The organism is Methylophaga sp. OBS1 (assembly GCF_026319365.1).
In genome coordinates this window covers 53,383-78,627 of record NZ_JAPDMS010000001.1, presented here as the reverse complement: position 1 = coordinate 78,627, position 25,245 = coordinate 53,383, and the positions used below count along the sequence as shown (strand labels likewise).

Annotated in this window: 22 protein-coding genes; all 22 read right to left on the bottom strand. The window is 52.6% G+C overall.

Going from position 1 to position 25,245, the window contains the following annotated elements; translation table 11 throughout:
* Positions 1 to 124 precede the first annotated feature (124 nt).
* Positions 125 to 1,513, bottom strand: a complete 1,389-nt coding sequence (gene cysG, locus OMQ46_RS00375) for a siroheme synthase CysG (protein WP_266234891.1) — start codon at positions 1,511 to 1,513, stop codon at positions 125 to 127.
* Positions 1,513 to 2,298, bottom strand: coding sequence for a DUF1223 domain-containing protein (locus tag OMQ46_RS00370; RefSeq protein ID WP_266234890.1), 786 nt, complete (start codon positions 2,296 to 2,298; stop codon positions 1,513 to 1,515). The genes cysG and OMQ46_RS00370 overlap by 1 nt, the downstream gene beginning before the upstream one ends.
* Positions 2,299 to 2,319: 21 nt before the next feature.
* Entirely contained in the window at positions 2,320 to 3,393 is a 1,074-nt protein-coding gene (gene truD / locus OMQ46_RS00365; protein WP_266234888.1) for a tRNA pseudouridine(13) synthase TruD, read from the bottom strand.
* On the bottom strand, positions 3,393 to 3,866 hold the full coding sequence (ispF, locus tag OMQ46_RS00360; RefSeq protein ID WP_266234887.1) for a 2-C-methyl-D-erythritol 2,4-cyclodiphosphate synthase: 474 nt from the start codon (positions 3,864 to 3,866) through the stop codon (positions 3,393 to 3,395). Before ispF ends, truD begins: the two co-directional genes overlap by 1 nt.
* Entirely contained in the window at positions 3,866 to 4,576 is a 711-nt protein-coding gene (gene ispD / locus OMQ46_RS00355) for a 2-C-methyl-D-erythritol 4-phosphate cytidylyltransferase (protein ID WP_266234885.1), read from the bottom strand. The genes ispF and ispD overlap by 1 nt, the downstream gene beginning before the upstream one ends.
* Positions 4,563 to 4,853: a cell division protein FtsB gene (gene ftsB, locus OMQ46_RS00350; RefSeq protein ID WP_266234884.1), complete on the bottom strand. Its 291-nt coding sequence runs from the start codon at positions 4,851 to 4,853 to the stop codon at positions 4,563 to 4,565. Before ftsB ends, ispD begins: the two co-directional genes overlap by 14 nt.
* Before the next feature lie 6 nt (positions 4,854 to 4,859).
* Complete coding sequence (gene eno / locus OMQ46_RS00345) at positions 4,860 to 6,140, bottom strand: phosphopyruvate hydratase (RefSeq protein ID WP_266234882.1); 1,281 nt, start codon at positions 6,138 to 6,140, stop codon at positions 4,860 to 4,862.
* Positions 6,141 to 6,178: 38 nt separating this feature from the next.
* On the bottom strand, positions 6,179 to 7,024 hold the full coding sequence (kdsA, locus tag OMQ46_RS00340; RefSeq protein ID WP_266234880.1) for a 3-deoxy-8-phosphooctulonate synthase: 846 nt from the start codon (positions 7,022 to 7,024) through the stop codon (positions 6,179 to 6,181).
* Positions 7,024 to 8,661: a CTP synthase gene (locus tag OMQ46_RS00335; protein ID WP_266234878.1), complete on the bottom strand. Its 1,638-nt coding sequence runs from the start codon at positions 8,659 to 8,661 to the stop codon at positions 7,024 to 7,026. The genes kdsA and OMQ46_RS00335 overlap by 1 nt, the downstream gene beginning before the upstream one ends.
* A gap of 84 nt (positions 8,662 to 8,745) precedes the next feature.
* On the bottom strand, positions 8,746 to 10,089 hold the full coding sequence (gene tilS, locus OMQ46_RS00330; protein ID WP_266234877.1) for a tRNA lysidine(34) synthetase TilS: 1,344 nt from the start codon (positions 10,087 to 10,089) through the stop codon (positions 8,746 to 8,748).
* Positions 10,090 to 10,096: 7 nt separating this feature from the next.
* Positions 10,097 to 11,053, bottom strand: a complete 957-nt coding sequence (gene accA, locus OMQ46_RS00325) for an acetyl-CoA carboxylase carboxyl transferase subunit alpha (protein ID WP_266234875.1) — start codon at positions 11,051 to 11,053, stop codon at positions 10,097 to 10,099.
* A 56-nt stretch (positions 11,054 to 11,109) separates the two neighbouring features.
* A complete protein-coding gene (locus tag OMQ46_RS00320) occupies positions 11,110 to 12,213 on the bottom strand; it encodes a PilT/PilU family type 4a pilus ATPase (protein ID WP_416234827.1) in 1,104 nt (367 codons plus the stop codon).
* A gap of 33 nt (positions 12,214 to 12,246) precedes the next feature.
* Positions 12,247 to 13,926: a GspE/PulE family protein gene (locus OMQ46_RS00315; protein WP_266234873.1), complete on the bottom strand. Its 1,680-nt coding sequence runs from the start codon at positions 13,924 to 13,926 to the stop codon at positions 12,247 to 12,249.
* A gap of 9 nt (positions 13,927 to 13,935) precedes the next feature.
* Positions 13,936 to 17,424 (bottom strand): DNA polymerase III subunit alpha, encoded by a 3,489-nt coding sequence (gene dnaE, locus OMQ46_RS00310; RefSeq protein ID WP_266234872.1) that lies wholly within the window; start codon positions 17,422 to 17,424, stop codon positions 13,936 to 13,938.
* A 26-nt stretch (positions 17,425 to 17,450) separates the two neighbouring features.
* Positions 17,451 to 19,202: a mechanosensitive ion channel family protein gene (locus tag OMQ46_RS00305; protein WP_266234870.1), complete on the bottom strand. Its 1,752-nt coding sequence runs from the start codon at positions 19,200 to 19,202 to the stop codon at positions 17,451 to 17,453.
* Positions 19,199 to 20,248, bottom strand: coding sequence for a beta-N-acetylhexosaminidase (gene nagZ / locus OMQ46_RS00300; RefSeq protein WP_266234868.1), 1,050 nt, complete (start codon positions 20,246 to 20,248; stop codon positions 19,199 to 19,201). Before nagZ ends, OMQ46_RS00305 begins: the two co-directional genes overlap by 4 nt.
* Before the next feature lie 12 nt (positions 20,249 to 20,260).
* Entirely contained in the window at positions 20,261 to 20,758 is a 498-nt protein-coding gene (locus OMQ46_RS00295; protein WP_266234867.1) for a L,D-transpeptidase, read from the bottom strand.
* 65 nt (positions 20,759 to 20,823) lie between these two features.
* Positions 20,824 to 21,843 (bottom strand): vWA domain-containing protein, encoded by a 1,020-nt coding sequence (locus tag OMQ46_RS00290; RefSeq protein WP_266234865.1) that lies wholly within the window; start codon positions 21,841 to 21,843, stop codon positions 20,824 to 20,826.
* A 77-nt stretch (positions 21,844 to 21,920) separates the two neighbouring features.
* Positions 21,921 to 22,856: a VWA domain-containing protein gene (locus OMQ46_RS00285; protein WP_266234864.1), complete on the bottom strand. Its 936-nt coding sequence runs from the start codon at positions 22,854 to 22,856 to the stop codon at positions 21,921 to 21,923.
* Complete coding sequence (locus OMQ46_RS00280; RefSeq protein WP_266234863.1) at positions 22,853 to 23,392, bottom strand: MxaK protein; 540 nt, start codon at positions 23,390 to 23,392, stop codon at positions 22,853 to 22,855. Before OMQ46_RS00280 ends, OMQ46_RS00285 begins: the two co-directional genes overlap by 4 nt.
* The gene (locus OMQ46_RS00275; RefSeq protein ID WP_266234861.1) at positions 23,385 to 24,401 is read right to left on the bottom strand and encodes a vWA domain-containing protein; all 1,017 of its coding nucleotides are present in this window, start codon (positions 24,399 to 24,401) and stop codon (positions 23,385 to 23,387) included. The genes OMQ46_RS00280 and OMQ46_RS00275 overlap by 8 nt, the downstream gene beginning before the upstream one ends.
* The gene (locus OMQ46_RS00270) at positions 24,398 to 25,243 is read right to left on the bottom strand and encodes a hypothetical protein (protein ID WP_266234859.1); all 846 of its coding nucleotides are present in this window, start codon (positions 25,241 to 25,243) and stop codon (positions 24,398 to 24,400) included. Before OMQ46_RS00270 ends, OMQ46_RS00275 begins: the two co-directional genes overlap by 4 nt.
* Positions 25,244 to 25,245: the final 2 nt, after the last annotated feature.

Here is a 25,245-nt window from a genome sequence, read left to right as displayed (position 1 = left end):
CCGATTCTAATTAAGCACGGAAAATGCCAACTCTGAAAAATGTTTTATGACAACCAGTTACTTTTAAGCAGTGGTGCGGACCTCTGGTTTACTGGTTGATATAAACCACACAAACTGGCTGATATCACCCACCCTTAAACCAAGCCAGTGTGTTATGCAGACGAGTCACTTCACCAATGATCACCAGTGTTGGGGCCACCGGTTGTTCCCGCTCAGCGAGCAACGGCAATTCATCAATCGTGCTGATCCAGACTTTCTGGTTCTCAGTCGTGCCCTGCTGAACCAGCGCGGCCGGTTTATCTGCAGGCATACCATGCGCCTGCAACTGACGGCTCAACTCTGGCAAACCAGCCAGTCCCATATAAACCACAACTGTTTGACGAGGCTGCACCAGACTCTCCCAGTTGAGATCCAGTTCGCCCTGTTTTAACTGTCCGGTGACGAAAACACAGCTTTGTGCGTAATCGCGATGGGTTAGCGGAATGCCGGCATAACTGGCACAGCCGGAAGCCGCTGTGATGCCGGGCACCACCTGAAATGGAATCTTTTCATCAGCCAGTGTTTCGATTTCTTCGCCGCCACGACCGAAAATAAATGGGTCACCGCCTTTAAGTCTTAATACCCGTTTACCCTGCTTCGCATGCTGCAGAAGTAGACCATTGATTTCTTCCTGTCGCACTGCATGCCAGGCCCGTTGTTTACCCACATAAATCAACTCGGCTTCCTTACGAACCAGCGCCAGGATTTCTTTACTGACAAGACGGTCGTAAAACACCACATCCGCCTGTTGCATCAGACGCAATGCTTTGAATGTCAGCAAATCCGGATCACCGGGTCCGGCACCCACAAGATAGACCTCTCCCCGCCCCAGATCCTTGTTATCAGGATCCTGTAACTTTTCCAGCAGGGTCTTTTCCGCTAATTCTTCACGACCTGCCATCATGTGATCGGCCACTGGCCCTTCCAGCACCGACTCCCAGAAACGGCGGCGCTGGGAGACATTTTCAAACTTCTGTTTGACCTTGTCCCGGTAGCGGCCGACCAGATCACCCAGTTTGCTGTAAGACGGTGGAATCAGGGTTTCCAGTCTCGCACGCAGGTTACGGGCGAGAACCGGCGAATCGCCACCGCTGGAGACCGCGACGACTATCGGTGAACGGTCCAGTATTGATGCCAGGATAAAATCGCAATGGTCCGGGCTGTCAGCCACATTCACCAGAATATTTCGGGCTTTGGCGGCCTCATAAACAGCGGCATTGACTGTCTCATCATCGGTGGCAGCGATGACCAGTCTCTCCTGCCCCAGTTGAGAAGGGTCGAACCTGGCTTCAAGCCAGTGAACCTGTTGGCTGGTCACCAGCTTTTGTGAGCTCGACGATAGCTTCGGCGCGACAATGGTCACGACAGCCTGGGCTTTGAGTAGCAGACCAGCTTTTCTGGCGGCGATATCTCCGCCGCCGACAACCAGACATGATTGCTGCTTTAAATCTAAAAATATCGGTAAGAAATCCATTACTGTGCTTTCAATGGTAAAGAGAGCCCCTGCAGAACATAGGCATTATCGAGGTTTTGCACCACAGCAACGACACTCAGGTCATGGTGCTTCCATGTCGGATCCAGTGGGACTGTGGTCTGAATTTGGGTGGCATCATCGCCGGCATCAATTGAAAACGGGCCCAGCCAGCGTCTGACCAGATTCTGATGGTTAAACACCGCACCGATATTATCACCACCGTGAATTTCACTGATGATATTGTCTTCCGTCACGGCCAGATAAAGCTGACTGTTAGCCTGATTTTCCTCGCCGAGCACCGTTACCGCAGTGTCGATGTTGAGCGTGTCGTCCGTTTTTTTGACCCTCAGGCTGATTTCGGCTTCCGAATCAAAGCTGTTGATAAATTCAATCACATCAGTGCCATGCTCGCGCCAGTTATGGACCACTTCGCCACTGATAAAGAGCTCCGGAGTAAAAACCGTCTGATACAGGTTCAAACGCGCCATCTGCCGCTGCCGCTCAGTGAACCGGGGTTTGGCAAAACGGTCTACCCAGCCTTTTTTGTCATCCAGGTAATCGACATGAAAACCAAGCACAATCAACTGTGCTTCGCTGTAGCCTTGTTCCGGTAAATGTTCTACCCAACGCTCTGCTGCCGGACACAGGCCACACCCCTCGGAAACAAACAGCTCCAGCACCGCCATCTGTTTATCAGCGCTCTCGGCCTGCCACTGCTGTGCTGCTACAGGGTGAGTGATTAGCAAAGTGATAATCAGCAAAAGGCCTGTTTTCATTTTCAGCATGATAAGCCCCGAAAAACCCGTTTATTGATGTGAAACTTGCGGTTCCGGCGAGTTCCAGTGACTCACGTCAGTTATCTCTGCCAGTTCACGCATCACTGCCGTGGCATAAGAACCAGCGGGCAGGAAGAAGGACAGAGACAGGCTATCCTCACTGAACTCCCAGCTCAACGCCTGCGGTAACACCCGCAAAGGCCGCCTTTCCTGTTTGAGCCCGGCCTGTTCCAGCCCCTGCTGCCAGGTTTGCCAGTCTGCCAGTACAGCATTTTCCAGCGCCAGACTGTCGGCTTGATTCGCTGCTCTGCCGCGCCCCCAAAGTGGCCCTGTAATATCAATATCAAATGTATTCAAGCGCTCAGTGATGGTTTCATCAATGACTTCTGCCAGAAAAATACTGCTGCTACCGGCCAGTTGCATCACATCACCCGGCACGCCTGTCTGCCAGTTCTGTTGGTTGATACGGGCTGACAGCACCTGATTGAACAGCCAGGATCGCGCTGCAGATAGAATCATGCTTTTCTGCTGGCGCTTTTTAGGCTTTCTGCCGGTTTCGAACCACTGCTGCGCCCTGTCCAGATTAGAAAACTGGTGACCAAAGCGCTGTTCGGCAAAATAATTGGGTACCCCTTCGGATTGAATGCGCTCAAGGCTCTGTTCCCAGACAGCGCTGTCGCCATCAATGCCAGTCAAAATCAGTAAAAAGCGGTTACCCGACAATACACCGCGTTTGAGTTTTTTATTGTGTCGGGTAAGTGTTTTGATTTGACAGTCATCGGCTGAAAATAGCGACCAGTCAGGCTCTTCATGCCCTTCCGTTTTCACGGTAAACCATTGCGTGGTAACCGCATGTCGATCTTTCAAACCGGCATAGCCAACAGCCACATCCTCCACACCAGCAAATTGTGCCAGTTGTTTGGCGACCCAGTCGGTATTGCTGCCGGTTTTCTCTATCAGCAGCATAGCGTGACCGCCCTCACCGCTTGGTTCGAAAGGCAACTGTTCATCGACCCGGAAATGGTCCGGCTGCAAACGGATATTGGCGCGGCAACTGCCTGCCAGGGTGTTTGCACGTTGTAATGAATTGAAATCAAATGCCATCAGGCTTTCCTCAACAGGACAACAGCATGAGCTGCAATGCCTTCCTTACGGCCGGTAAAACCCAGCTTTTCTGTCGTTGTGGCCTTGATATTCACTTCATCTTCACTGACTGCCATATCGCTGGCGAGCAGGCTTTTCATCTCAGGGATGAACGGCGCCAGCTTGGGGGCTTGCGCGATCACGGTGGCATCGACGTTATTGACCACCCAACCACGTTCTAATAAGTCAGCCATCACCCGTCGCAACAACACGCGGCTGTCGATATTTTTAAAGGCTTCATCGGTATCCGGGAAATGATGACCGATATCCCATAAGCCAGCGGCACCCAGCAAGGCATCACAAATAGCATGGATCAACACATCACCATCAGAATGGGCTTCCAGGCCATGGCTGTGCGGTACCGTCACCCCACCGATGATTAATGGCCGGTTCTCGGCGAAACGATGTACATCATAGCCGTGACCTATGCGCATTACTGTCCTCTGCTTTGTTGTTCCAGATACAGGCTGGCGAGCGCCAGATCCTGCGGTAGGGTAATCTTGATATTATCCTGATGCCCTTCCACCATCATCGGCCGTAATCCCATCAGTTCCACCGCACTGGCTTCATCGGTCACGGCAAGGCCTTGTTCAGCCGCTGATTCCAGCGCCTGCTTTAACAATTTGAGACGAAACATCTGCGGCGTGCCCGCTCGCCATAGACCATGACGATCCACGGTTTCAACAATAACGCCACTGTCATCAACCCGTTTGACAGTATCGGTGACAGGCACCCCCAGAATACCGCCAACTTCATGCTCTCTTAATTGCAACAGCATCTGATCAATATCGCTGTGACGAATACAGGGGCGAGCTGCATCATGCACCAACAGCCAGGGATTATCGTCGGTTTTCTCAGCAAGCGCTGCCAGTGCATTGGCTACGGAATCAGAGCGCGCCTCACCGCCGTTTGTCAGCAGCAACTCACAATCAAGCTGAAGCGCCAGTTCGGGCCACCAGGGATCATTTTCCGCCAGTGCGACAACGATGCCTTCAATCTTGGGATGGGAAGCGAGTCGCTCCAGGGTATGCTGTAGCAAAGCTTTGTTATTGAGCTTGAGATATTGCTTGGGAATATCGGCGCCCATGCGACTGCCGATGCCGGCTGCCGGGACGACAGCCCATACGGCTTCACTTTTGCTCATCTTGCTCTTCTATGACATGAAAAAAAGTCTCGCCTTCTCTGATCATGCCCAGTTCACTGCGGGCACGTTCTTCCAAAGCATCGAGACCACTTTTCAAATCCTGAACTTCCGCTGCCAGTACCTGGTTACGCTCGGTCAGTTTTTCATTATCCAGTCGCTGTTTTTCTACCTGATGGTGCAAACGCAGCAGCGACGGCAGCCCGTCATGACTCAGCCATAATCGGTATTGCAGTAATACCAGCAGAATGGCCAGGAAAATCATGACGGGCTTAGTCATCAGGCCTTACTTGACGTTGAACGCCTTCATGCCCGGATAGCTGGCCTTGTCACCCAGCTCTGCTTCAATGCGCAGCAACTGGTTGTATTTAGCAACACGGTCTGAACGTGACAAAGAACCGGTTTTGATTTGACCTGCATTAGTAGCGACCGCCAGATCGGCAATGGTGGTGTCTTCGGTTTCGCCACTGCGGTGAGAAACCACGGCGGTATAACCATTTTCCTTGGCAAGGTTAATCGCATCCAGAGTTTCTGACAGCGTACCGATTTGATTGACCTTAATCAGGATGGAATTACCGACACCTTTAGTAATGCCTTCCTGCAGGATCTTAGGATTGGTCACGAACAGGTCATCACCGACCAGCTGCACTTTGTCACCGATTTTATCGGTCAGCAGTTTCCAGCCTTCCCAGTCATTCTCATCCATACCGTCTTCGATACTGATGATGGGGTATTTGCTGACCCAGTCGGCCAGCAGATCGGCAAACTCGGCAGAAGACAGAGAACGGTTTTCAGAAGCCAGCACGTACTGACCATCCTTGTAAAACTCTGAACTGGCGGCATCGAGGGCCAGCATGATGTCTTTACCGGCTTCATAGCCGGCATTTTTGATGGCCTGCAGTATGACTTCAATCGCCGCTTCGTTAGACGGCAGGTCCGGCGCAAAACCACCTTCATCACCGACAGCAGTGTTAAGGCCTTTGCTGTTCAATACTTTTTTCAGTTCATGAAATACTTCCGCACCGTAACGAATCGCTTCACTGATGCTGCTGGCACCAACCGGCATAATCATGAATTCCTGCAGATCCACGCTGTTATCGGCGTGAGAACCGCCATTGATAATATTCATCATCGGTACCGGCATCACCGCTTCATCGCTCGCTGCCAGGTACTTGTACAGCGGCTTTTTGGCGTCAGCTGCCGCAGCACGGGCAGTGGCCATGGAAATGGCCAGCAAGGCATTCGCCCCCAGACGGCCCTTGTTTTCAGTGCCATCCGTTTCAATCAGCTTATTGTCAATCGCACGCTGATCAGTGGCTTCCATACCCAACACCGCTTCACGCAGTTCACCATTGACGGCGGCGACAGCTTTCAGGACGCCTTTACCCAAGTACCGGGCTTTATCGTCATCACGCAGTTCCACGGCTTCACGTTCACCGGTGGAGGCGCCGGAGGGTACCGCAGCACGGCCCATAGCACCGCTTTCCAGCACAACATCGGCTTCTACGGTTGGATTGCCACGTGAATCGATAATTTCACGTGCTATTACATCAATAATCTTGCTCAATGCTTTGCTCCCATCTATCAAGAATTGTTTTCAGGGACTTATCGTTTCGCCAGCAGGGCGTCTTCGATGTAGTCCTGTTGTTTAACTGTGCTATCGATGGCCTGCAGCGTTTCCAGCAAAGCGGATAACTGATGCAGAGGCCAGGAATTCGGGCCGTCACTCAGGGCTTTTTCAGGCTCAGGATGGGTTTCCATAAACAGGCCTGCCACGCCGGTTGCCACTGCGGCACGGGCCAGTACCGGTACAAATTCACGTTGACCGCCAGAGGCACCGCCCTGTCCGCCCGGTTGCTGAACCGAATGAGTAGCATCAAATACCACCGGACAATCCATGTTGCGCATAATGGGCAGACCGCGCATATCCGAAATCAAGGTGTTGTAACCGAAAGAGGTGCCGCGTTCGCATAGCATGATCTGTTCATTGCCAGTAGATTTAGCTTTCGCCGCGACATGTTGCATATCCCACGGGGCCAGAAACTGGCCTTTCTTGATATTCACCGGCAAACCCTGACTAGCAACATTGACAATGAAATTGGTCTGGCGGCACAAAAAGGCAGGTGTCTGCAAAACATCAACGACACTGGCCACTTCGGCCAGCGGGGTATCTTCATGCACGTCGGTCAAGACCGGCAGATTGAATTCTTTTTTGACCTTTTCCAGAATCGCCAGGCCGGCTTCCACGCCCGGTCCGCGATAGCTCTTGGTGGAGGTGCGGTTGGCCTTATCAAAAGAAGACTTGTAGATAAAGTTGATACCAAGCTTATCGGTGATTTCCTTGAGCTGACCGGCAACGTCCATCGTCATTTGCTCACTTTCGATGACACAGGTACCCGCGATCAAAAACAGCGGCTGACGGTTTCCAGCTTCAAATCCGCATAATTGCATTAGTGGTTACCCCGCTGCGTTTTGTTCTGTTTGGCTGCGCTGATAAAGCCCTCGAATAAGGGATGACCATGTCGCGGCGTCGACGTGAATTCCGGATGGAACTGGCAGGCGACAAACCATTGATGTTCCGGGATTTCAATCATTTCTGCGAGACTCTGATCCTTGGACATGCCTGAGAATACCAGGCCTGCCTTTTCCAGCGCTTCCATGTAATTGTTATTAAATTCGTAACGATGGCGGTGACGTTCGATAATCTCATCAGCACCGTAGATTTGATGGGCCAGACTACCCGCTTTCAGCTGGCAGGAGTAACCACCCAGCCGCATGGTGCCACCCAGATCAGAATCCTGATCCCGCTGCTCGACGGTGCCATCCGCTTTCTGCCATTCGGTGATTAGACCAATCACCGGATCTTTCGTGTTTAAATCAAACTCGGTGCTGTAGGCCTGCGGCAGACCGGCTTTGTGACGGGCGTATTCAATCACAGCGACCTGCATACCCAGACAAATCCCCAGATACGGAATATTGTTTTCACGGGCAAACCGGGCTGTTTCAATCATGCCCTCAACACCGCGCTCACCAAAGCCGCCGGGAACAAGAATCGCATCCATGTCCTTGATGCAGTCGGTGCCCTGCTGTTCAACCTGCTCAGAGTCAACATAATGCACATTGACCCTGGTGCGGGTGTGAATACCAGCATGAATCAGTGACTCAGACAGGGATTTATAGGCTTCGGTCAGCTCCATGTATTTACCGACCATGGCGATATTGACTTCGCCTTCCGGATTGCTCAGGTTTTCGTAGACCTTTTCCCACTGGCTCAGATCAGCCGGCTTGGCATCGATACCGAGTTGTTTGACGACGATGTCATCCAGTCCCTGGCGGTGCAGTTCCATCGGGATTTTATAAATGCTGTCGACATCAATCGCGGAGATAACCGCTTTTTCCGGGACATTGGTAAACAGCGCAATCTTGCGACGCTCTGATTCCGGCAACGGACGGTCAATACGGCACACCAGAACATCAGGCTGAATACCGATAGTACGCAGCTCTTTCACCGAATGCTGAGTCGGCTTGGTTTTGATTTCACCTGCAGAAGCGATATAAGGCACCAGTGTCAGGTGCAGGAACAGCGCGCGTTCACGGCCCAGTTCGGTCGCCATCTGACGGATGGTTTCCAGGAAAGGCAGCGACTCGATGTCACCTACGGTACCGCCAATCTCAATCAAGGCGACGTCGGCATCATCGGCGCCTTCGTAAATGCAGCGCTTGATCTCATCGGTGATATGGGGAATGACCTGAACCGTGTTACCGAGATATTCGCCACGGCGTTCTTTACGAATCACGTTTTCGTAAATCTGGCCGGTGGTGTAGTTGTTACGACTGCTCATATCTGCGTCGATGAAGCGTTCGTAGTGGCCTAAATCCAGATCAGTCTCGGCACCGTCTTGAGTCACAAACACCTCGCCGTGTTGCAGCGGGCTCATGGTGCCCGGATCGACGTTGATGTATGGGTCCAGCTTAACCAGGGTGACCTTCAGACCACGGGCTTCAAGTATCGCAGCCAGTGATGCCGCGGCGATCCCCTTCCCGAGAGACGACACAACACCACCAGTGACAAAAATAAATTTAGTCATATTATGGAGAGTTCAATAAAAATGACGCGGCCAGAATGGCTGCGCTCAAAATACGGTATAAATTATCAGAATTGCCCTGTCCGCTCAATCAAAAACTGGTTTCGCAGATGCCTGTTCCAGCACCGGCAGCCACCCTTTTTCGCCAATATCCGCGGCGTAGTGTTCTGCATAGCCATAACCCACAACGGCTACCAGTTCATGATCGACAAAAAGCAACGGGATTTGCTGACGTTGCCAGGGTGGCACATCCCACTCCTGAAACAACTGTTTGAGTGACTTATGTTGCGCATGGCCCTGCAGTCGAATGCGCTCCCCGCCCTCGCGGAATTTCAGTTTCAACGGGCGATTCAGTACATGCTGTTTGAGGCCTTTACCGGACTCCAGTTGCCATCTAAGCAGACGCCCGTCGGCCAGTCTGATCTCGTCACTGCCGGTTATCTCAAATTCACCTAAATCCAGCGGCTCGTCGCGATCCGGCTCGATGAAAATCACATCACGGTAACGCCTTATCATCGCCCCCGGCCAGTGCACTTCAGGATTGCGGTCTTCGGCAGCCGGAATGACCTCATCAATAATCCTTTGCAGAATGGCGGCAGAGGGCAGTGGCAGAGAGTTTTGCTCCAGGGCATAACGCAGCAGATTGCGTTGTCTTGCCTGGGGCAACTGGCTCAGTGCGGAAATGGACAGGCGATTCTTTTGCTCCGGGCACACATGCCGGGCATCCAGACTGCCTAGATCACGCATCAGTTCAACCGCTTCGCGGCAATGTTCTGCACTGCGGCTCATGGTTTTTGATGCAGTCGGCCAGCGCTCATTCAAACGCGGCCAGATTTGGTGACGCAGATAATTACGATGAATGCTGAGATCGGTGTTGCTGGGGTCATCAATCCATTGCAGCTGGTGCAACCGGGCGTACTCCAGCAGCGCCTGCTTGGAAACGTTGAGAAAAGGTCGAATGATACTCAGGCCATCAAGTGTTGCTTCGGGCCACATGGCTGATAAACCAGCCGGTCCGGCTCCACGCAGTAACTGGAGCATCAGCGTTTCTGCCTGATCATCCTGATGCTGGGCAGTAAGCAGCACCTCATTCGCTGATAGATCATAACGAAAGGCATGATAGCGGGCCTCACGGGCAGCAGCTTCGAGACCCAACTCCTCCCGCTTTTCCACGCTGACCTGGATGGATTCGAACTTAATGTTCAGCGCCTGAGCAACTTGCCTGCAATGCACGGCCCAGTCAGCAGATTCAGCATGCAGGCCATGATCGATATGCAGAGCACGTAGGGCGGGCAATTGGGGATGGCGGGTGGTAGCCAGCAGATGCAGCAGCACGTGAGAATCGACACCGCCACTGAAGGCCACACAGACAGCGCGTCCATCCACCCGTTTTATCAGATCAACAATACATTGTTGGGGGTTGAGAGACACCCCGACGTTAACCCTCGAATTCGCCGTAGCTCAGGATCCGTTGTTGACGACGCTTAATCAGATTATCGTGGGAAACCGCTTCCAGCTCCTTGATTTTGGCTTCGATCGACTTTCTGATGCGGGCCGCCATTTCCTCAACATTACGATGCGCGCCACCCAGCGGTTCCGGCACCACCTCATCGATCAGATTTAATTCCTTCAGCCGGTCGGAGGTCACACCCAGGGTAGCAGCGGCATCAGAGGCTTTCTCGGCGCTCTTCCATAAAATCGAAGCGCAACCTTCCGGTGAAATCACGGAATAAATACTGTATTGCAGCATCATCAGGTGATCAGCGACACCAACAGCCAGCGCCCCGCCCGAGCCACCTTCACCAATGACAGTAGAAATAATCGGGGTTTTCAGCTTGGCCATTTCAAACAGGTTACGGGCAATGGCTTCACTCTGCCCACGTTCCTCGGCACCAATACCCGGATAGGCACCCGGCGTATCGATAAAAGTAATCACCGGTAAACCAAAACGCTCTGCCATTTTCATAATACGCAGCGCTTTGCGGTAACCTTCAGGACGTGGCATGCCAAAGTTGCGGGCCACTTTTTCCTTGGTATCTCTGCCTTTCTGGTGACCGATGACGACGACCGGACGGCCATTGAGACGACCGATACCGGTGACCAGGGCACTGTCGTCAGCATAAGTGCGATCACCATGCAGTTCTTCAAAGTCACTGATGATGTGTTTGATGTAATCCAGTGTGTAGGGACGCTGTGGATGTCGCGCCATCTGGGTCACCTGCCAGGGCGTCAGCGAGGCGAAAATTGACTTGGTCAGTGATTCACTTTTTTCCTTTAACTTCTGAATCTCTTCAGTGATGTTGAGATCACTGTCGTTACTCATGTAGCGCAACTCATCGATTTTCGCTTCCAGTTCGGCGATGGGTTGTTCGTAGTCAAGGAAATTTAACTGCATCAGGTTAACCTTACATCCAAAATTGTCGAATTATACACAGAGGCGGCGGACAAAACTTAGTTGAGGATCAATTCATCGTCGTCGTCATTGTCGACCGCGCCTTCGCCGAGACGGATAGCGAGACTGAGGTCATTCCGCGAATCCGCGTTCTGCAGTGCCTCTTCCATCGTGATCTTACCGTCCTTGAAGAGTTTAATCAGCGCCTTATCAAAGGTAATCGTACCCGGATCGGTCGACTCTTTCATCGCATCCTTGATACTGCCGACCTCCCCTTTATTGATGAGTTCGGAAATATATGGCGTGTTGAGCATGATCTCGACGGCCGGCACCCGGGTGCTGCCATCCACAGTCGGCAACAGACGCTGCGACACAATTGCCCGCAGGTTCAGTGACATATCCATAAATAACTGACGGTGCAGGCTTTCCGGGAAAAAGTTGATAATGCGGTCCAGTGCCTGGTTGGCATTATTGGAGTGCAGTGTAGCCAGACACAGGTGACCGGTCTCAGCATAGTTAATCGCGTGCTTCATGGTTTCCATATCCCGGATTTCACCAATCAGAATGACATCCGGCGCTTCCCGCAATGCGTTTTTCAGTGCGTTTTCGTAATTCAGGGTATCGATGCCGACTTCACGTTGCTGGACAATCGAACGTTCATGGGCATGAACAAATTCCAGCGGATCTTCAATCGTCAGAATATGCGAGCTGGCGTTTCGGTTTCGATGGCCAATCATTGATGCCAGCGTGGTCGATTTACCGGAACCCGTCGCTCCTACTACCAGAATCAAACCGCGTTTTTCCATCACGATATCACCCAGTACCGGTGGCAGATTCATCTCTTCAAAACGCGGGATCTTGGTTTTGATATAACGGATAACAATCGAACACTCACCGCGCTGACGGAAGATGTTAACCCGGAAACGACCAACGCCCTTGAGTGGTACCGCGAAATTCATCTCCAGCGTTTTTTCGAACTCGGCAACCTGCTCCTCATTCATCAACGCATATGCCATCTCACGCACATCACCCGGTGCCAGTTTTTGGGTACCCACAGGTCGAATCACACCCTGAATTTTGATGTGAGGTTCGGTGCCGGTGCAAAAAAACATATCTGATGCTTCTTTGTCCGCCATCAACCTGAAATACGGAGTCATATCCACGCGGCTTATCCTCAGAATTATCTATCTAATCAATCAGTCCAATCGTACACGATAGACTTCGGCCAATGAAATCTCTCGCGCTCGGGCTCTGGCGAGGGCATTATCGGTGAGTGAGACCATCCCTTGCTGAATAGCATGTTGATGAATTTCACCCGATGTTATGTCAATGTGGATCAATTTCCGCAGACTATCACTCACTTCCAGCAATTCATAGACTGCGAGGCGTCCGGCGACGCCTGTCTGATTACAATGTTCACAACCACGACTGTGATAGAAAATTTCCTTGTCACTGACATTGAGGGCATGCCTTATCGGCCCATCGACAGGTTCCTCTTCCAGACAATGCTGACAATTACGCTTAACCAGCCGCTGCGCCAGTACGCCCAGCAGACAGCCGGTTAGCAGGTAAGGCTCAATGCCCATTTCTAACAGCCGGGTCACAGCACCGGCTGCATCGTTGGTGTGCAGGGTACTCAGTACAAGGTGACCTGTCAGCGCACTCTCTACAGCAATCTTACCGGTTTCTTCATCGCGGATTTCCCCCACCAGAATCACGTCCGGATCGTGGCGAAGGATATTTCTCAATGCCCGGGCAAAGCTATAGCCGGTAGCGTGATTAATCTGGATCTGTTGAATGCCGTCCATATGGTATTCAACCGGATCTTCAACGGTGAGGATATTGACATTTTGCTTCTGTACCTCGGCGAGTGCTGCGTACAGCGTAGTGGATTTACCGGAACCGGTCGGCCCCGTTACCAGGAAAATGCCATTACTCCTGTTGAGCAAATCCAGAAAAAGACGCTGATCGTGATTCGAAAACCCTAATTCAGACACGGCTTTGAGCCCCACCTGAGCATTAAGCAGCCGAATCACCACGCTTTCGCCTTCAACCGTCGGCATAATTGAAATCCGCAAGTCGACCGGATTATTTTTGTGCTTAACACAGCAGCGACCGTCCTGGGGTAATCGTCTTTCGGCGATATTCATGCCGCCCAGAATTTTGATCCGGCTGATCACAGCAGCCAGTAAAGTCTTACTGAAAAACCGAATATTGGTGAGCACGCCATCCATGCGATAAATCAGTTCAACATTTTTATCACGGGGTTTGATGTGTATGTCGGAAGCACGGCGTTCGATCGCATCGACAATGATATTAGCTACCAGCCGCACAATCGGCTTTTCCGAACTGAGTCGCATCATTTCATCATGCGAATCAGCGGTTGGTTCCAGCGGCTGGATTGAATCATTGAGTGACTCCAGTGCCAGCTCATCATCGCGGGCCCCGTAGTACTTTCTGACCGCCCACTGAATATCAGCGGGCGTGGCGACCGTCACATCAATACTGTAGCCGGTAATGAAGTTGAGGGTCTGAAACAGATCCATATCCATCGGCGTGGCCAGTGCCACCAACAGGTGGGTTTTGTTTACCCTCAGCGGGATCACATCATGTTTACGCGCGAACTCAGCCGGGATGAGGCTCAATACGGACTCATCAAAAGGATAATCATGCAATCCAATAAATGGCAGACTTAAACGCTCGGCGAGTCTGCGCTGACTTCGCTCATCCGAGCTGCTTTGACGCACCGATTTTTCCGATGAATGCGCCTGCGAAGCAGTCTTCTGGCTTGCCTCAAGCGCCGCATCCAGCGCATCGTTTAACGAATCGTCGCTGACTGCGGTCTGTGTTGTTGTACTGTTGTCTCCCACAGACATGGAGCCGCCTTATACTGAGGACTTGTATTTCATTGTAACAGCAACCTTTCCCGGCATCGCAGCGATCTGATTGAGTAAGGTATCGCTTGGTGTGATCTGCCACTCTTCACCAAACTTGAACAGCGCACTGGCCTGTTGATTCTGATACCTGAGTTCCATCCCAAGCGCTCCCCCTTTAAATGGCGTCAGCGTATTTTTGAGCTGCTCCACCCAGGGATGAACCTCATCCTCACTGGAGAAGTTAATCTGTAATGCCTGTCCGAAAGCTTCCCGCGCCCCGGTGATATCAAACACTTTTTCCGCAGTGGCAGACAGGCCACCGGTGAAATTGTCCTGACCAATCTTGCCCTGAATAACCACCAGTTTATCGGGCTGAATAAAGCTCTGATACTGTTCGTAGACCTCACCAAATACCCGGACCTCCAGTCGTCCACTCTGATCATCCAGCGTAATAAAGGCCATCCGGCTGCCACTTTTCGATTTCATCGTACGGATGGCGACAATCAAACCGGCAGTCAGAACCGGTTTTTCATTGCGCTGATAGCCCTTGGATTCCGGCGCATCAAGTTCATTAATTTTTTTGGGGATGAACGCCGCGAGCTCGGCTTCGTATCGATCAATCGGATGGCCACTCAGATACAGCCCCAGCGTCTCTTTCTCTGCCAATAGCAGATGCTCTTCTGCCCATTCCGCAGCTGGCTCCAGCGGTTCATCCTGTTCTGTGTCACTTTCCGGACTGAGACCGAATAAATCATTCTGGCCACTGTCCTTGTCACGACGATGCTGCTCGGCAATCTGCATCGCCCGGGTCAGGCTGGCACTCAGACTGGCGCGATGACCGCCCAGAGAGTCCATGGCACCGGCTTTGACTAATGACTCCATCACCCGGCGGTTAATCTTGCGCATATCAACGCGGCGGCAGAAATCATAGAGCGAAGCAAATTCCTCACCCTGCTCACGCTCAGCCACAATACCGGCCAGCGCCGATTCACCGACCCCCTTGATCGCGCCGAGACCATATCGAATTGTGCGCTCATCCTCGACCGTGAATTTAATCTTGCTGTGGTTGACATCCGGCGGCATCACATTGAGTTTCATATCACGGCATTCGTCGATAAGCCCAACAACTTTGTCAGTGTTGTCCATATCCGCTGACAACACCGCAGCCATAAAGGCAGCGGGATAATGCGCCTTGAGCCAGGCAGTCTGATAGGCGACCAGCGCATAGGCTGCCGAGTGCGATTTATTGAAGCCGTACTCGGCGAATTTTTCCATCAGGTCAAAGATAGGACCGGCTTCTTTTTCCTCGATACCTCGGCCTGCTGCACCTTCCAGGAAGATTTGCCGCTGTTTGGCCATTTCTTCGGGCTTTTTCTTACCCATCGCGCGTCGCAGCATATCGGCGCCACCCAGGCTGTAGCCCGCCAGGATTTGCGCGATCTGCATAACCTGTTCCTGGTAGACGATAACGCCGTAAGTCGGTTTCAGTACCGGCTCCAGATCGGGATGCGGATAATCGACTTTGGCGCGACCGTGCTTACGGTTCACAAAGTCATCAACCATGCCTGACTGCAGCGGCCCGGGACGGAACAATGCCACCAACGCGATAATGTCTTCAAAGGTATCCGGCTGCAGTCGCTTGACCAGCTCTTTCATGCCACGCGATTCCAGCTGGAATACCGCGGTAGTTTCACAACGTTTGAGCAGATCAAATGTGGGTTTGTCATTCAGCGGCAGATTGGTGATGTCGATTTCGTCTGCTTTCTCCCCCAATAACGTGCGGACGTTATTCATTGCCCAGTCGATCACCGTCAGGGTCTTCAGCCCCAGAAAGTCGAACTTCACCAGTCCGACACTTTCGACATCGTCCTTATCAAACTGGGAAACCAGGCCCGCCCCGTTATGTTCGCAGTAGAGCGGCGTGTATTCAGTCAGTTCCTTGGGTGCGATGACGACGCCGCCGGCATGCTTACCGACGTTACGAGTCAGCCCCTCCAGTTGCAGCGCCAGATCAATCAGCGCTTTGACTTCTTCTTCGTTGTCATAACGCTCTTTTAGCTGAGGCTCCTGTTCCAGCGCCTTGGTCAGCGTCATTTTCAGTTCAAACGGCACCAGCTTGGCCAATTGATCGACAAAGCCATAGGGATGTCCCAGCACCCGTCCGACGTCGCGCAATACCGCTTTGGCCGCCATCGTGCCATAGGTGATGATCTGCGATACATGATCCCGGCCATAGTGCTGCGAGACGTACTCGATCACCCGGTCACGGCCATCCATGCAGAAGTCGACGTCGAAGTCAGGCAAAGACACCCGCTCGGGGTTCAGAAAGCGTTCGAAAAGCAGATCGTACTGAAGCGGGTCCAGGTCGGTGATTTTAAGCGCATAGGCCACCAGTGAACCGGCACCAGAGCCCCGTCCCGGCCCCACCGGCACGCCGTTATTTTTGGCCCATTGGATAAAGTCGGCAACAATCAGGAAGTAGCCCGGAAAGCCCATGGAGTTAATCACGTCCAGCTCAATCTGCAGACGTTCCTCATAGCGGGCCCGGTTGGCGGCACGCTCAGCCTCATCCGGAAATAAGACCTGCAAGCGTTCTTCGAGCCCTTTGAAGGAATCCTGAGCAAAGAATTCCTCAATCGTCATGCCTGCCGGCACCGGGAAGTCCGGCAGATAATGCTCACCCAGTGTCAGCTGAAGATTACAGCGCTTGGCAATTTCAACCGTGTTTTCGATCGCTTCCGGAATATCGGCAAAGACTTTTGCCATCTCATCGGCACTGCGCAGATACTGATGCTCCGAGTACAGTCGGGGACGACGGGGGTCATCCAGCTGACGACCATCGTGAATACACACCTTGGCCTCGTGCGCTTCGAAATGCTTGGCCTCCAGGAAACGAACATCATTTGTCGCCACTACCGGGATCTGCTTTTGTGCAGCCAGGGCTACCGCTTCACGCACAAAGCGTTCTTCATCCTCGCGGCCGGTGCGGATTAATTCCAGGTAAAAACGCTGGGGAAACAGGCGTTGCCAGAAAGCCAGCTGGTTCTGAACTTCGTCGTGCTGATGATTCAGTAGCGCCCGGCCCAGAATGCCCTCACGCCCACCTGACAGACAGATCAAACCGTCTGTCTGCCCTTCCAGCCAGTCGGCCTCCAGCATTGGCACCCCAAGATGCTGGCCCTCAATATAGGCCCGCGATAGCAATCGCGACAGATTATGAAAACCGTCCAGGTTCTTACACAAAACCACAAAACGGGTGCTGTGCTTAGCATCGTTGGGATCGCGCAGGCGTAAATCGGCACCCAGAATGGGTTTCACCCCGGCCTGCATCGCAGCATTGAACAGTTTCACTGCTGCAAACAGATTGTGCTGATCGGTAATGGCCACAGCGGGCATGCCGTATTCAGCGACCTGTTTAACCAGCGGTTTTACCCTGACCAGACCGTCGATCAGAGAATAATCGGTATGAAGATGAAGATGAACAAACTGTTCGGCCATTAAAGCTTAAACCTGTCTCATGCTAATTATCTTGGAAACTCAACCGGGCCCGGGATATCAGTACCCAGTGTCTGGCTGACTATAGACTCGGCCTCCCTCTGCCCCCGAGCCAAGGCTTCTTCCTGACTCATGCCGGGTTTGAACGGTTCCACAGGAGGATGCTCCACATCGCCACGTTTGAGGTAGAGCGTCTGGGTCGGGAAGGCAAACTCGATTTCCAGTTGTTTGGCCAGGCGCAAAATATCCAGCAAAAAGCGATGTCGTTCACGCAGCTCTGTGCTCCAGTCGGGCGTTGCCCAGAACACATAAACCAGTATATTCAATGAGGCTGCGCCATATTCATTGAAATAGACGTGATAATAATCCTTACGCATGTAAGGGTGCAGCTGAATGATCTTGCGGATCCCTTCGCAGAAGGCTTCGATTCGCTCCGGCCCCGTATCGTAAGTGACCGACAATACGTGCTTCATCCTGCGGAACCGTCGGGCACCCATATTATCAATCTTGGTGGTAGTCAGAATCGAGTTGGGCATCGTGACCAGCGAGTTGTAAAAAGTTCTCACCCTTGTACTGCGGAAACCAACCTGCTCCACAGTACCTTCAATATCACCAATCACCACCCAGTCGCCGATGCTGAACGGACGGTCGAGCAGTACGGTCACCGACCCGAAAAAGTTACCCAGCAGGTCCTTCGCCGCCAGCGCGAAAGCCAGACCGCCCAGACCCAGACCCGCCAGTAGACTGGTGACATCAATGTTGAGATTATCCGCGGCAAAGACGATACCGATAACCACCACAAAAACTTTGAGACTTTTGCTGACCATCGGCACCAGCAGATCATCGAATTTATTGCGTGTTTTGAGTGCCCGACCTGTCCACAGGGCATCAAAAATATCGACAATCCGAAAGGCGCTCCAGATACCGGATAATGACACCAGCAGTTTCACTGCCACCAGCAGGATCACCAGGGCGGTATCGGGTAACCCAAGCATATTTAATCCCGACCACCACATTAACGCCATCGCCATCAGGCCCAGCGGCCGCAACACATTACTGTCCAGTGTTTCAAAAGACGGGTGTTGTTTCTGCCAGCGGCTGACATTGATTTTCAGCACCCAGGCCAGCACTTTGTCGGCGACTGAGCCCACCACGATAATCAGAAACAAGCCAATCCACTGCCAGTACTCCAGCAGAAAGCCCTGTTTCAGAACCGGTGGCATTTGTGCACGCAGTTGAACACTGGTGGGCAGTGACACCGAGCTCTCATCGCCTTCAGTGAAGCTCTGCTCCTGGGTCAACAGGTCAAAAATAGCCGGCACACTTTCCACCGTTTTACTGCTGAATAACCAGTTGTTCTGATCATTGATACGCAGCACCACATTGCCCGCTTCACTTCGCAGCAGTGTGTATTGTTCAAGCTTGGGGCTTAGCGGAATCTCTTCTATTTTGGGAATTTCACCCAGCTGAATCACGCTGAACAACAGGCGGGCGGTCTGCTGACCGCGCTCCTCCTGAATCAACGGGCTGACTTTAGATAAATCCAGCGTCGCCACCGCCTTGTCAATCGCCTCATCTTCACCGGTGGCAACCCGGGTCATGGCGCTGATAAATTGTTTTACCGTCGCCTGCGGACTCGGTAAACGCGACACCGGCTTGGCGTTTTCAGCCTGAGAAGATTTATTCTCTGACTGCTGACTGGTAACCGCAGCACCGGGATAAACCCCGGCCTGAACATTGACGCTCAATAAAAGCAGAAGCAGATAAGACCAGATTTTCATACCAGGTTCAGCTCCATTTCCGGATCCGGTGAATAGCCGGCAATGGTTTCAACGGCTTGTTTCCACTCGCCGCTGGTCAGCAGTTCCTCCCTGGGCGTGGCATGTCGTCCATGCAAACGAACCAGACGGGCATGACGCAGAGGATCCGGTTTGATTTTTAAACCATCGATAACCTCAACCACACTGCCGGGATTATTGCAGACCAGCACCATATCGCAACCGGCCTCCAGTGCCGCTTCTGCCCGTTCCAGTGGACCGCCGGCTATCGCTGCCCCTGCCATACTCAGATCATCACTCAGAATCGCACCCTGAAAACCGAGTCGCTCTCTGAGGATTTCCTGCAACCAGAAACGGGAAAAACCAGCCGGAAGCGCGTCACTCTGCTCGTAGACAATATGTGCTGGCATAATACCTGCGAGTTCTTTCTGACACAGCTGGCTGAAAGGTAACATGTCAGCCTGCAGCATATCTTCAAAATAACGGCTATCGACCGGCAGCCCCTGGTGGGAGTCAACTTCCACCGCGCCATGACCGGGAAAATGTTTACCCACTGCCGACATCCAGGCTTTGCGCATGCCCTGTATATAGGCACGGGCAATTGTAGTGACGGCTTGCGGATCGCGGTGAAAAGACCGGTCGCCAATCACTTCACTGACGCCATAATCCAGATCCAGCACCGGGGCAAAACTGAAATCAACACCGACGGCACGGAGTTCAGCCGCCATCAGCCAGCCGGTTTGCTCAGCGCGTTGCAGCGTCAACCTGGGGTGTTGATGAAATGTCTTTCCGATCGCGCCAACCGGCGGTAGCCGGGTGAAACCGTCGCGGAAGCGTTGAACCCGGCCGCCTTCATGATCCACCGCAATCAACAAGTGTGGTTGCCGCAGGGCGTGAATCTGCTTGCAGAGGGCTTCTAGCTGACTGACATTATCGAAATTGCGGCTGAACAGAATGACGCCACCGACCAGCGGATGTTGCAGAATGTCTTTCTCGTCCTCACTCAGCGCGGTGCCAAGCAGATCGACCATCAATGGTCCTAGTGTCATAGCATTTCAACCCTATTCGCGAATCAGTACTTTGAGACCGGGTTTAACCTGGTCATACAAAGCCAGCAGATCCTGATTATGCATACGGATACAGCCATGGGAGATTGGCTGCCCCATCGGCGCCGAATCGGGGCAACCGTGGATATAAATATAGCGGCGCATTGTATCAACATTTCCCAATCGGTTTCTGCCGATTTCCAACCCGCTGAGCCATAAAATCCGGGTCAAAATCCAGTCACGTTTGGGAAATTGCGCTGCCAGTTGAGGATGGTAGATTTCACCGGTAGGACGTCGGCCCACAAACACACTGTTGACAGGCTGTCCCGTACCGATACAGGCCCGGATTTGATGCCAGCCCCGGGGGGTACAGCCGCTGCCATCGACTTCACCCGGTCCATTCAACGCGGTTGAGACAGGCGCAGTGAACAGGCATTGCTCATTGTGCCAAAAACGACATTGCTGATCAGATAGGGAAACTTCCAGCCATTCAGCGGGCGGGGATTGGCTCATCGGTGCTTGGTCTTCAATACTTGTTATCCCGTCACGATAGCAAAGCCGGCCACTGATTGCGACTGTCAGTCACTGTGTTTATCAAAGGCTTTCTCTACGCCCCAACGGGTATAGAGGCGGGCAAACGCCAGCACACCGCAGCATAATAATGCCAGATATAACAATACATCCGCACGCGACTGCTTGGGCAAACGTTCCTCAATAATCAGCGGCTGATATTGCTGGCGATCAATTTCATCAATGGCAGCGGCAAACTCTTTCAGGGAACCAGCCTCAAAGGCCTGGTATGGTGTCGTGAGCTGTTTAAAAAAACGGTGCAATTTACGCTCCGGCATATCCAGCCATAACAGATTATCATCCGCCTGCTCATCCAGCGTCATCCCTCTCATACTGCGAAGATAGATCCAATAGAGATTAATCCGCATTTCGGCCAGAAGCGCCTGTACCTGGGATTTTTCATCCGCATCGAGAATTTCACCACCATCGGAAATCAACAAGATATTACGTGAGCCCCGGTAAGCCTCTCCCTCAAACATTTCAGCGGCTTGGCGCAATGCCTGGAAGATATCGGTTTTAGATAAGCCTTTACCCAACGCTCCCGCCTCAATAGTGGCAAGGATCGCTTCGCGGTTGTAACTGAGGGGCAGAATCTCTGTCGCACTGGTGCTGAATAAAATATATCCAAAACGATCATCAGGACGGCGTTTGACAAATTCGAGCAGGTAATCACCTGAAACGGTGCGTTTGCTGCGGGTGGAAAAGCGTTGTCTGGGCAATGTGTTACGGGGCGGTCGGGCAAAAATGTCATCCATGCTGCGACTCCGGTCCAGCAGGATCACAAATTCCGCACCCTGACGGTTACGTTCAACCAGCCGCTCGGGAATATAAGGGCCGGCCAGTGATAGCAATAATGAGGCGATAGCGAGGCTGCCCAGGAGCTTGAATAACAGTGTCAGCAGTGTCGACAGGCGGTCATGGGGCAGCATCGCCTGCCAGGCGACCGTCTTATCGGTGTTGTGGCTAAGCCATGGCAATAATGCCAGGGGTAATAGCCACAATAGACCAGGGATTTCCCAGCCCAGCATCAATCTTCTGTCTGCCGGGACAAAATACTGCGGTTCCGGTACATCATAGCCAGCTCCCGCTGAGAGGCTGTTAGCCGCTAATCATCCGCTCGGATAAACCAGCCGTAGGGTAAATACACCAGCAGAATCAGTGCCAGTGCAATGGCGGCAAACCAGGCATAAAGATCATAGTCGATGGTCTGCGGACGTGTCTCTGAGACATTTTCAATCGCGTCAACGAGTTTGCCCGGTCTCGTCGGTGATGACACAAATTCAAAGCCGACACGATCAGCGAGTGTCTGCAGATGTGACTTTTTCTGGGAAGAAAGGTGTTCTGTCCGCGCCTGCGGCACGTTTCTGGAGCTGTCAGAGCGAAGCGAAGCATAGACATCCTGATGCATGACATCATTCACTTCCCAGACCCCTTCTATTTCCCCCTGCTCATTGGTTTTGGGGATCGGTAACAGATCTTCACCGCCGACCCCGACCAGGACACCATGAATCTCGCCGGGTTTACCATCAAATCTGGGGAACAGCGATTCATGTAATGGCGGCGACTCGTGTCCATCAGTGACAAACACAATGGTGGGTTCCGGTTCGATTTCTTTGGCCTGACGTATGGCGGTGTAGACGGCTTTGGAGACTTCACTGGAACGCGCCCAGGCCATATGCGGATCGAACTGGTTCAGCATCTGCGTGAGATCATGATAACTACTGCAGACCTCAACCGGATTCATCAGAATCAGACTTCTTGCTTCACTGAAAATAGCCAGCCCGGCATGGGCACCACAGGGCATATCCAGAAAAGCACGGCGGGTGAATTCCTTGGCCCACGCCAGACGGCTCACCGCCTCTCCCTCAACCATGGCATCTTCAACATTCATGCTGTCGGTGATATCAATCACAAACAGCGCATCCATGATTTTTACATCCCGTTTGATATGCGGCATCCACAGCGCCGCCATCACCAGGATCAGGGCCACGACCATGATAATGGCAGTGAAGGTGATGCGTTTCTGATAGCTCAGCCTCATGGCAGATCGACCTTGAAGGCCTTACTCTCAATCGAGCGCTGGCTACTGATGACGTTTTTCTCAAAGTCTTCATTATTGGCCGGATCTTCCGGAACCACCCGTAATGCTACTTCCAGATTGTAACGTGCAGACCACATCAGCGGATCCAGTGCCAGTGCGCTACGGTAATCCTGTTTGGCCAGTTCAACCAGCGGGATCTGTCTGCCATCGGAGCTGGTCAGCTTCAATGCCTCACGCAGATTAATATTGCCACGGTTATAATAAGCCAAAGGCAGCAAGTCTGCGTCAGCCTCACCCAGAACCCGCGTCAGCGCTTCCAGCGCTTGATCATGCTCCTGCTGACGTTCGAGCATATTGGCGTGAGCAAAATGTGCGCGCGGATCATCGGGAACCACGTCAAATGACTCCGGTTCACTGATATAGGCGTTGATCTGTTGCGCCTGCCAGAGGCGAAAGCCAGTCATCACTGCCAGCGCTGCACTGCCGATAATCAGCATAATCAAAAGCCAACGGGCGACAAGCAAGATTTTATTCATGGGCTTTTTTCACTCCCCAGAAGGTGTAAACATGGGACGCTGCCAACAGCAGCACCGCTAACAGCGCGAGCCATAATAAAAAGTCCGTTTTGGGCTCATGCGGCAGCGTCTCTTCAACAATCAGTGTCTGATAATGCTGGCGATCAATCTCGGCGAGCGCGTCTGCGAAAGCTTCCAGTGAACCGGCTTCAAAAGCACGGTAAGGCACGCCGATGGATTTAAAGAAGTTATGCAGCTTACGCTCGGGAATGTCCATCCAGAGCATGCTGTCTTCATCTGACTCTTCCAGTGTCATCGCCTGATTCGACTTGAGATAAATCCAGTAGATCGTGAGATTCATTTCTTTATAAAGTCGGCTGATCTCTTCTTTGGCTTCATCCGACAACAACTGACCACCATCAGAAACCAACAGGACGATACGTGAACCGCGATAGGTCTGTCCCTCAAACATGTCGGCACTACTGAGCAGCGCTTCAGCCATATTGGTATCAGATAACCCCTTGCCCAATGCGTTGGCATTGATGGTCGCCAGCACCACGTCTTTGTCATAAGTCAGTGGCAACAGATTGACCGACTTGGTGCTGAAGAAGACAAAACCGAAGCGATCATCGGGTCGGTTACGCACGAATTCAGTCAGATAATCCCGGGCCACATTGCGTTTCGAGTCATCGCCGCCCACACTGACGACCGCGGCTTGATGTTTGACCGCAAACGGGTCATCCATACTGCGGCTGCGGTCAAGCAACAACACAATCTCCGCCCCTTCACCGATACGTTCGATTTTCTGTTCAGGCAGACTGGGGCCGGCCAGTGCCAGTATCAGCGCGGCGATAACCAGGGTCGACAGCAGTTTGAGACCGATATTAAAAAAGCGCGACAAAGGGTCCATCGGTACCAGGTTGACCCAGGCAACCGTCTTATCGAGGTTATGATTAAACCACGGCAAGGCCGCCAGCGGCAGCAACAGTAAAAAAGCGGGATTAAACCACTCCAGGCCGAACAGGTTCATGCCAGGCGCTCCCGCTCCCGGCAGGATCTGGCCAGCTTCAGCAAGTCCTCAAAGCTTTTTTGCTCGGCTGCACTGGGGCTGAAGAAGTGGGCTGCTGAAATCTGGTAAAAACTTTCAATATCGGTTTTCAACGGTGCCAGCCAGGGACAATTCTGCCAGAGGTTTTCAAGCTCACTGTTAATCACCACACGACCTGCACAGCGATTGAATGCATGATGCAGGACGCGGCTGGCGACATCGGCATCTTTACGTCCCAACAAACGCATTTTATTGAGTTCAAACATCGCGGTGGCAAAGGGCAGACGGTGCCGTGGACGCAGGCCGAAGTGCCACAACAACCAGATCAGGCTACTCAGCAGCAGCACCGCCAGCGTAGCCCACAGTTGCCAGTTCAGTGTGGTCTGCTCTGTGGGCAACAGGCGCATATCACCCCGTGGAATCATGTTGGGCGAGCCCTCGCCTTCATCACGCTGCTCCATGAATGAGCCAATCTGCATCGGCGCGGATGGCACCGTAATGAATTCGCCGTCTTTGGTTCTTAATTCCAGCGCCGGTGTCGCAACTTCACGGTTTTCCGCCGGCACATTAATCAACTGAAAGTACAATCTCAGTCGGTTGTCCTGCTGTTCAAGCTCATGCAGGTAAAGCCAGGGACCATAGCGTTTTTCAATCTGAGGCAATGAGTGTGAATCGAGATCAGCAACCGGCACCGGCAATACGACCGTGGCGGTCAGCCTGTCGCCAATCAGCAGGCCCCAACTCCGATCCAGTTCTATTGATGTGTCTATCGCCTGCGCCTGCAGGGAAAACAGAAACAAGATTAGTACTAAGCAATTACGCATAT

What these genes read in the sequence shown, in the direction of transcription:
- cysG (WP_266234891.1), bottom strand. Translation starts at nt 1,513, where the DNA reads ATGGATTTCTTACCGATATTTTTAGATTTAAAGCAGCAATCATGTCTG.
- OMQ46_RS00370 (WP_266234890.1), bottom strand. Translation starts at nt 2,298, where the DNA reads ATGCTGAAAATGAAAACAGGCCTTTTGCTGATTATCACTTTGCTAATC.
- truD (WP_266234888.1), bottom strand. Translation starts at nt 3,393, where the DNA reads ATGGCATTTGATTTCAATTCATTACAACGTGCAAACACCCTGGCAGGC.
- ispF (WP_266234887.1), bottom strand. Translation starts at nt 3,866, where the DNA reads ATGCGCATAGGTCACGGCTATGATGTACATCGTTTCGCCGAGAACCGG.
- ispD (WP_266234885.1), bottom strand. Translation starts at nt 4,576, where the DNA reads ATGAGCAAAAGTGAAGCCGTATGGGCTGTCGTCCCGGCAGCCGGCATC.
- ftsB (WP_266234884.1), bottom strand. Translation starts at nt 4,853, where the DNA reads ATGACTAAGCCCGTCATGATTTTCCTGGCCATTCTGCTGGTATTACTG.
- kdsA (WP_266234880.1), bottom strand. Translation starts at nt 7,024, where the DNA reads ATGCAATTATGCGGATTTGAAGCTGGAAACCGTCAGCCGCTGTTTTTG.
- OMQ46_RS00335 (WP_266234878.1), bottom strand. Translation starts at nt 8,661, where the DNA reads ATGACTAAATTTATTTTTGTCACTGGTGGTGTTGTGTCGTCTCTCGGG.
- accA (WP_266234875.1), bottom strand. Translation starts at nt 11,053, where the DNA reads ATGCAGTTAAATTTCCTTGACTACGAACAACCCATCGCCGAACTGGAA.
- OMQ46_RS00315 (WP_266234873.1), bottom strand. Translation starts at nt 13,926, where the DNA reads ATGTCTGTGGGAGACAACAGTACAACAACACAGACCGCAGTCAGCGAC.
- dnaE (WP_266234872.1), bottom strand. Translation starts at nt 17,424, where the DNA reads ATGGCCGAACAGTTTGTTCATCTTCATCTTCATACCGATTATTCTCTG.
- OMQ46_RS00305 (WP_266234870.1), bottom strand. Translation starts at nt 19,202, where the DNA reads ATGAAAATCTGGTCTTATCTGCTTCTGCTTTTATTGAGCGTCAATGTT.
- nagZ (WP_266234868.1), bottom strand. Translation starts at nt 20,248, where the DNA reads ATGACACTAGGACCATTGATGGTCGATCTGCTTGGCACCGCGCTGAGT.
- OMQ46_RS00295 (WP_266234867.1), bottom strand. Translation starts at nt 20,758, where the DNA reads ATGAGCCAATCCCCGCCCGCTGAATGGCTGGAAGTTTCCCTATCTGAT.
- OMQ46_RS00290 (WP_266234865.1), bottom strand. Translation starts at nt 21,843, where the DNA reads ATGCTGGGCTGGGAAATCCCTGGTCTATTGTGGCTATTACCCCTGGCA.
- OMQ46_RS00285 (WP_266234864.1), bottom strand. Translation starts at nt 22,856, where the DNA reads ATGAGGCTGAGCTATCAGAAACGCATCACCTTCACTGCCATTATCATG.
- OMQ46_RS00280 (WP_266234863.1), bottom strand. Translation starts at nt 23,392, where the DNA reads ATGAATAAAATCTTGCTTGTCGCCCGTTGGCTTTTGATTATGCTGATT.
- OMQ46_RS00275 (WP_266234861.1), bottom strand. Translation starts at nt 24,401, where the DNA reads ATGAACCTGTTCGGCCTGGAGTGGTTTAATCCCGCTTTTTTACTGTTG.
- OMQ46_RS00270 (WP_266234859.1), bottom strand. Translation starts at nt 25,243, where the DNA reads ATGCGTAATTGCTTAGTACTAATCTTGTTTCTGTTTTCCCTGCAGGCG.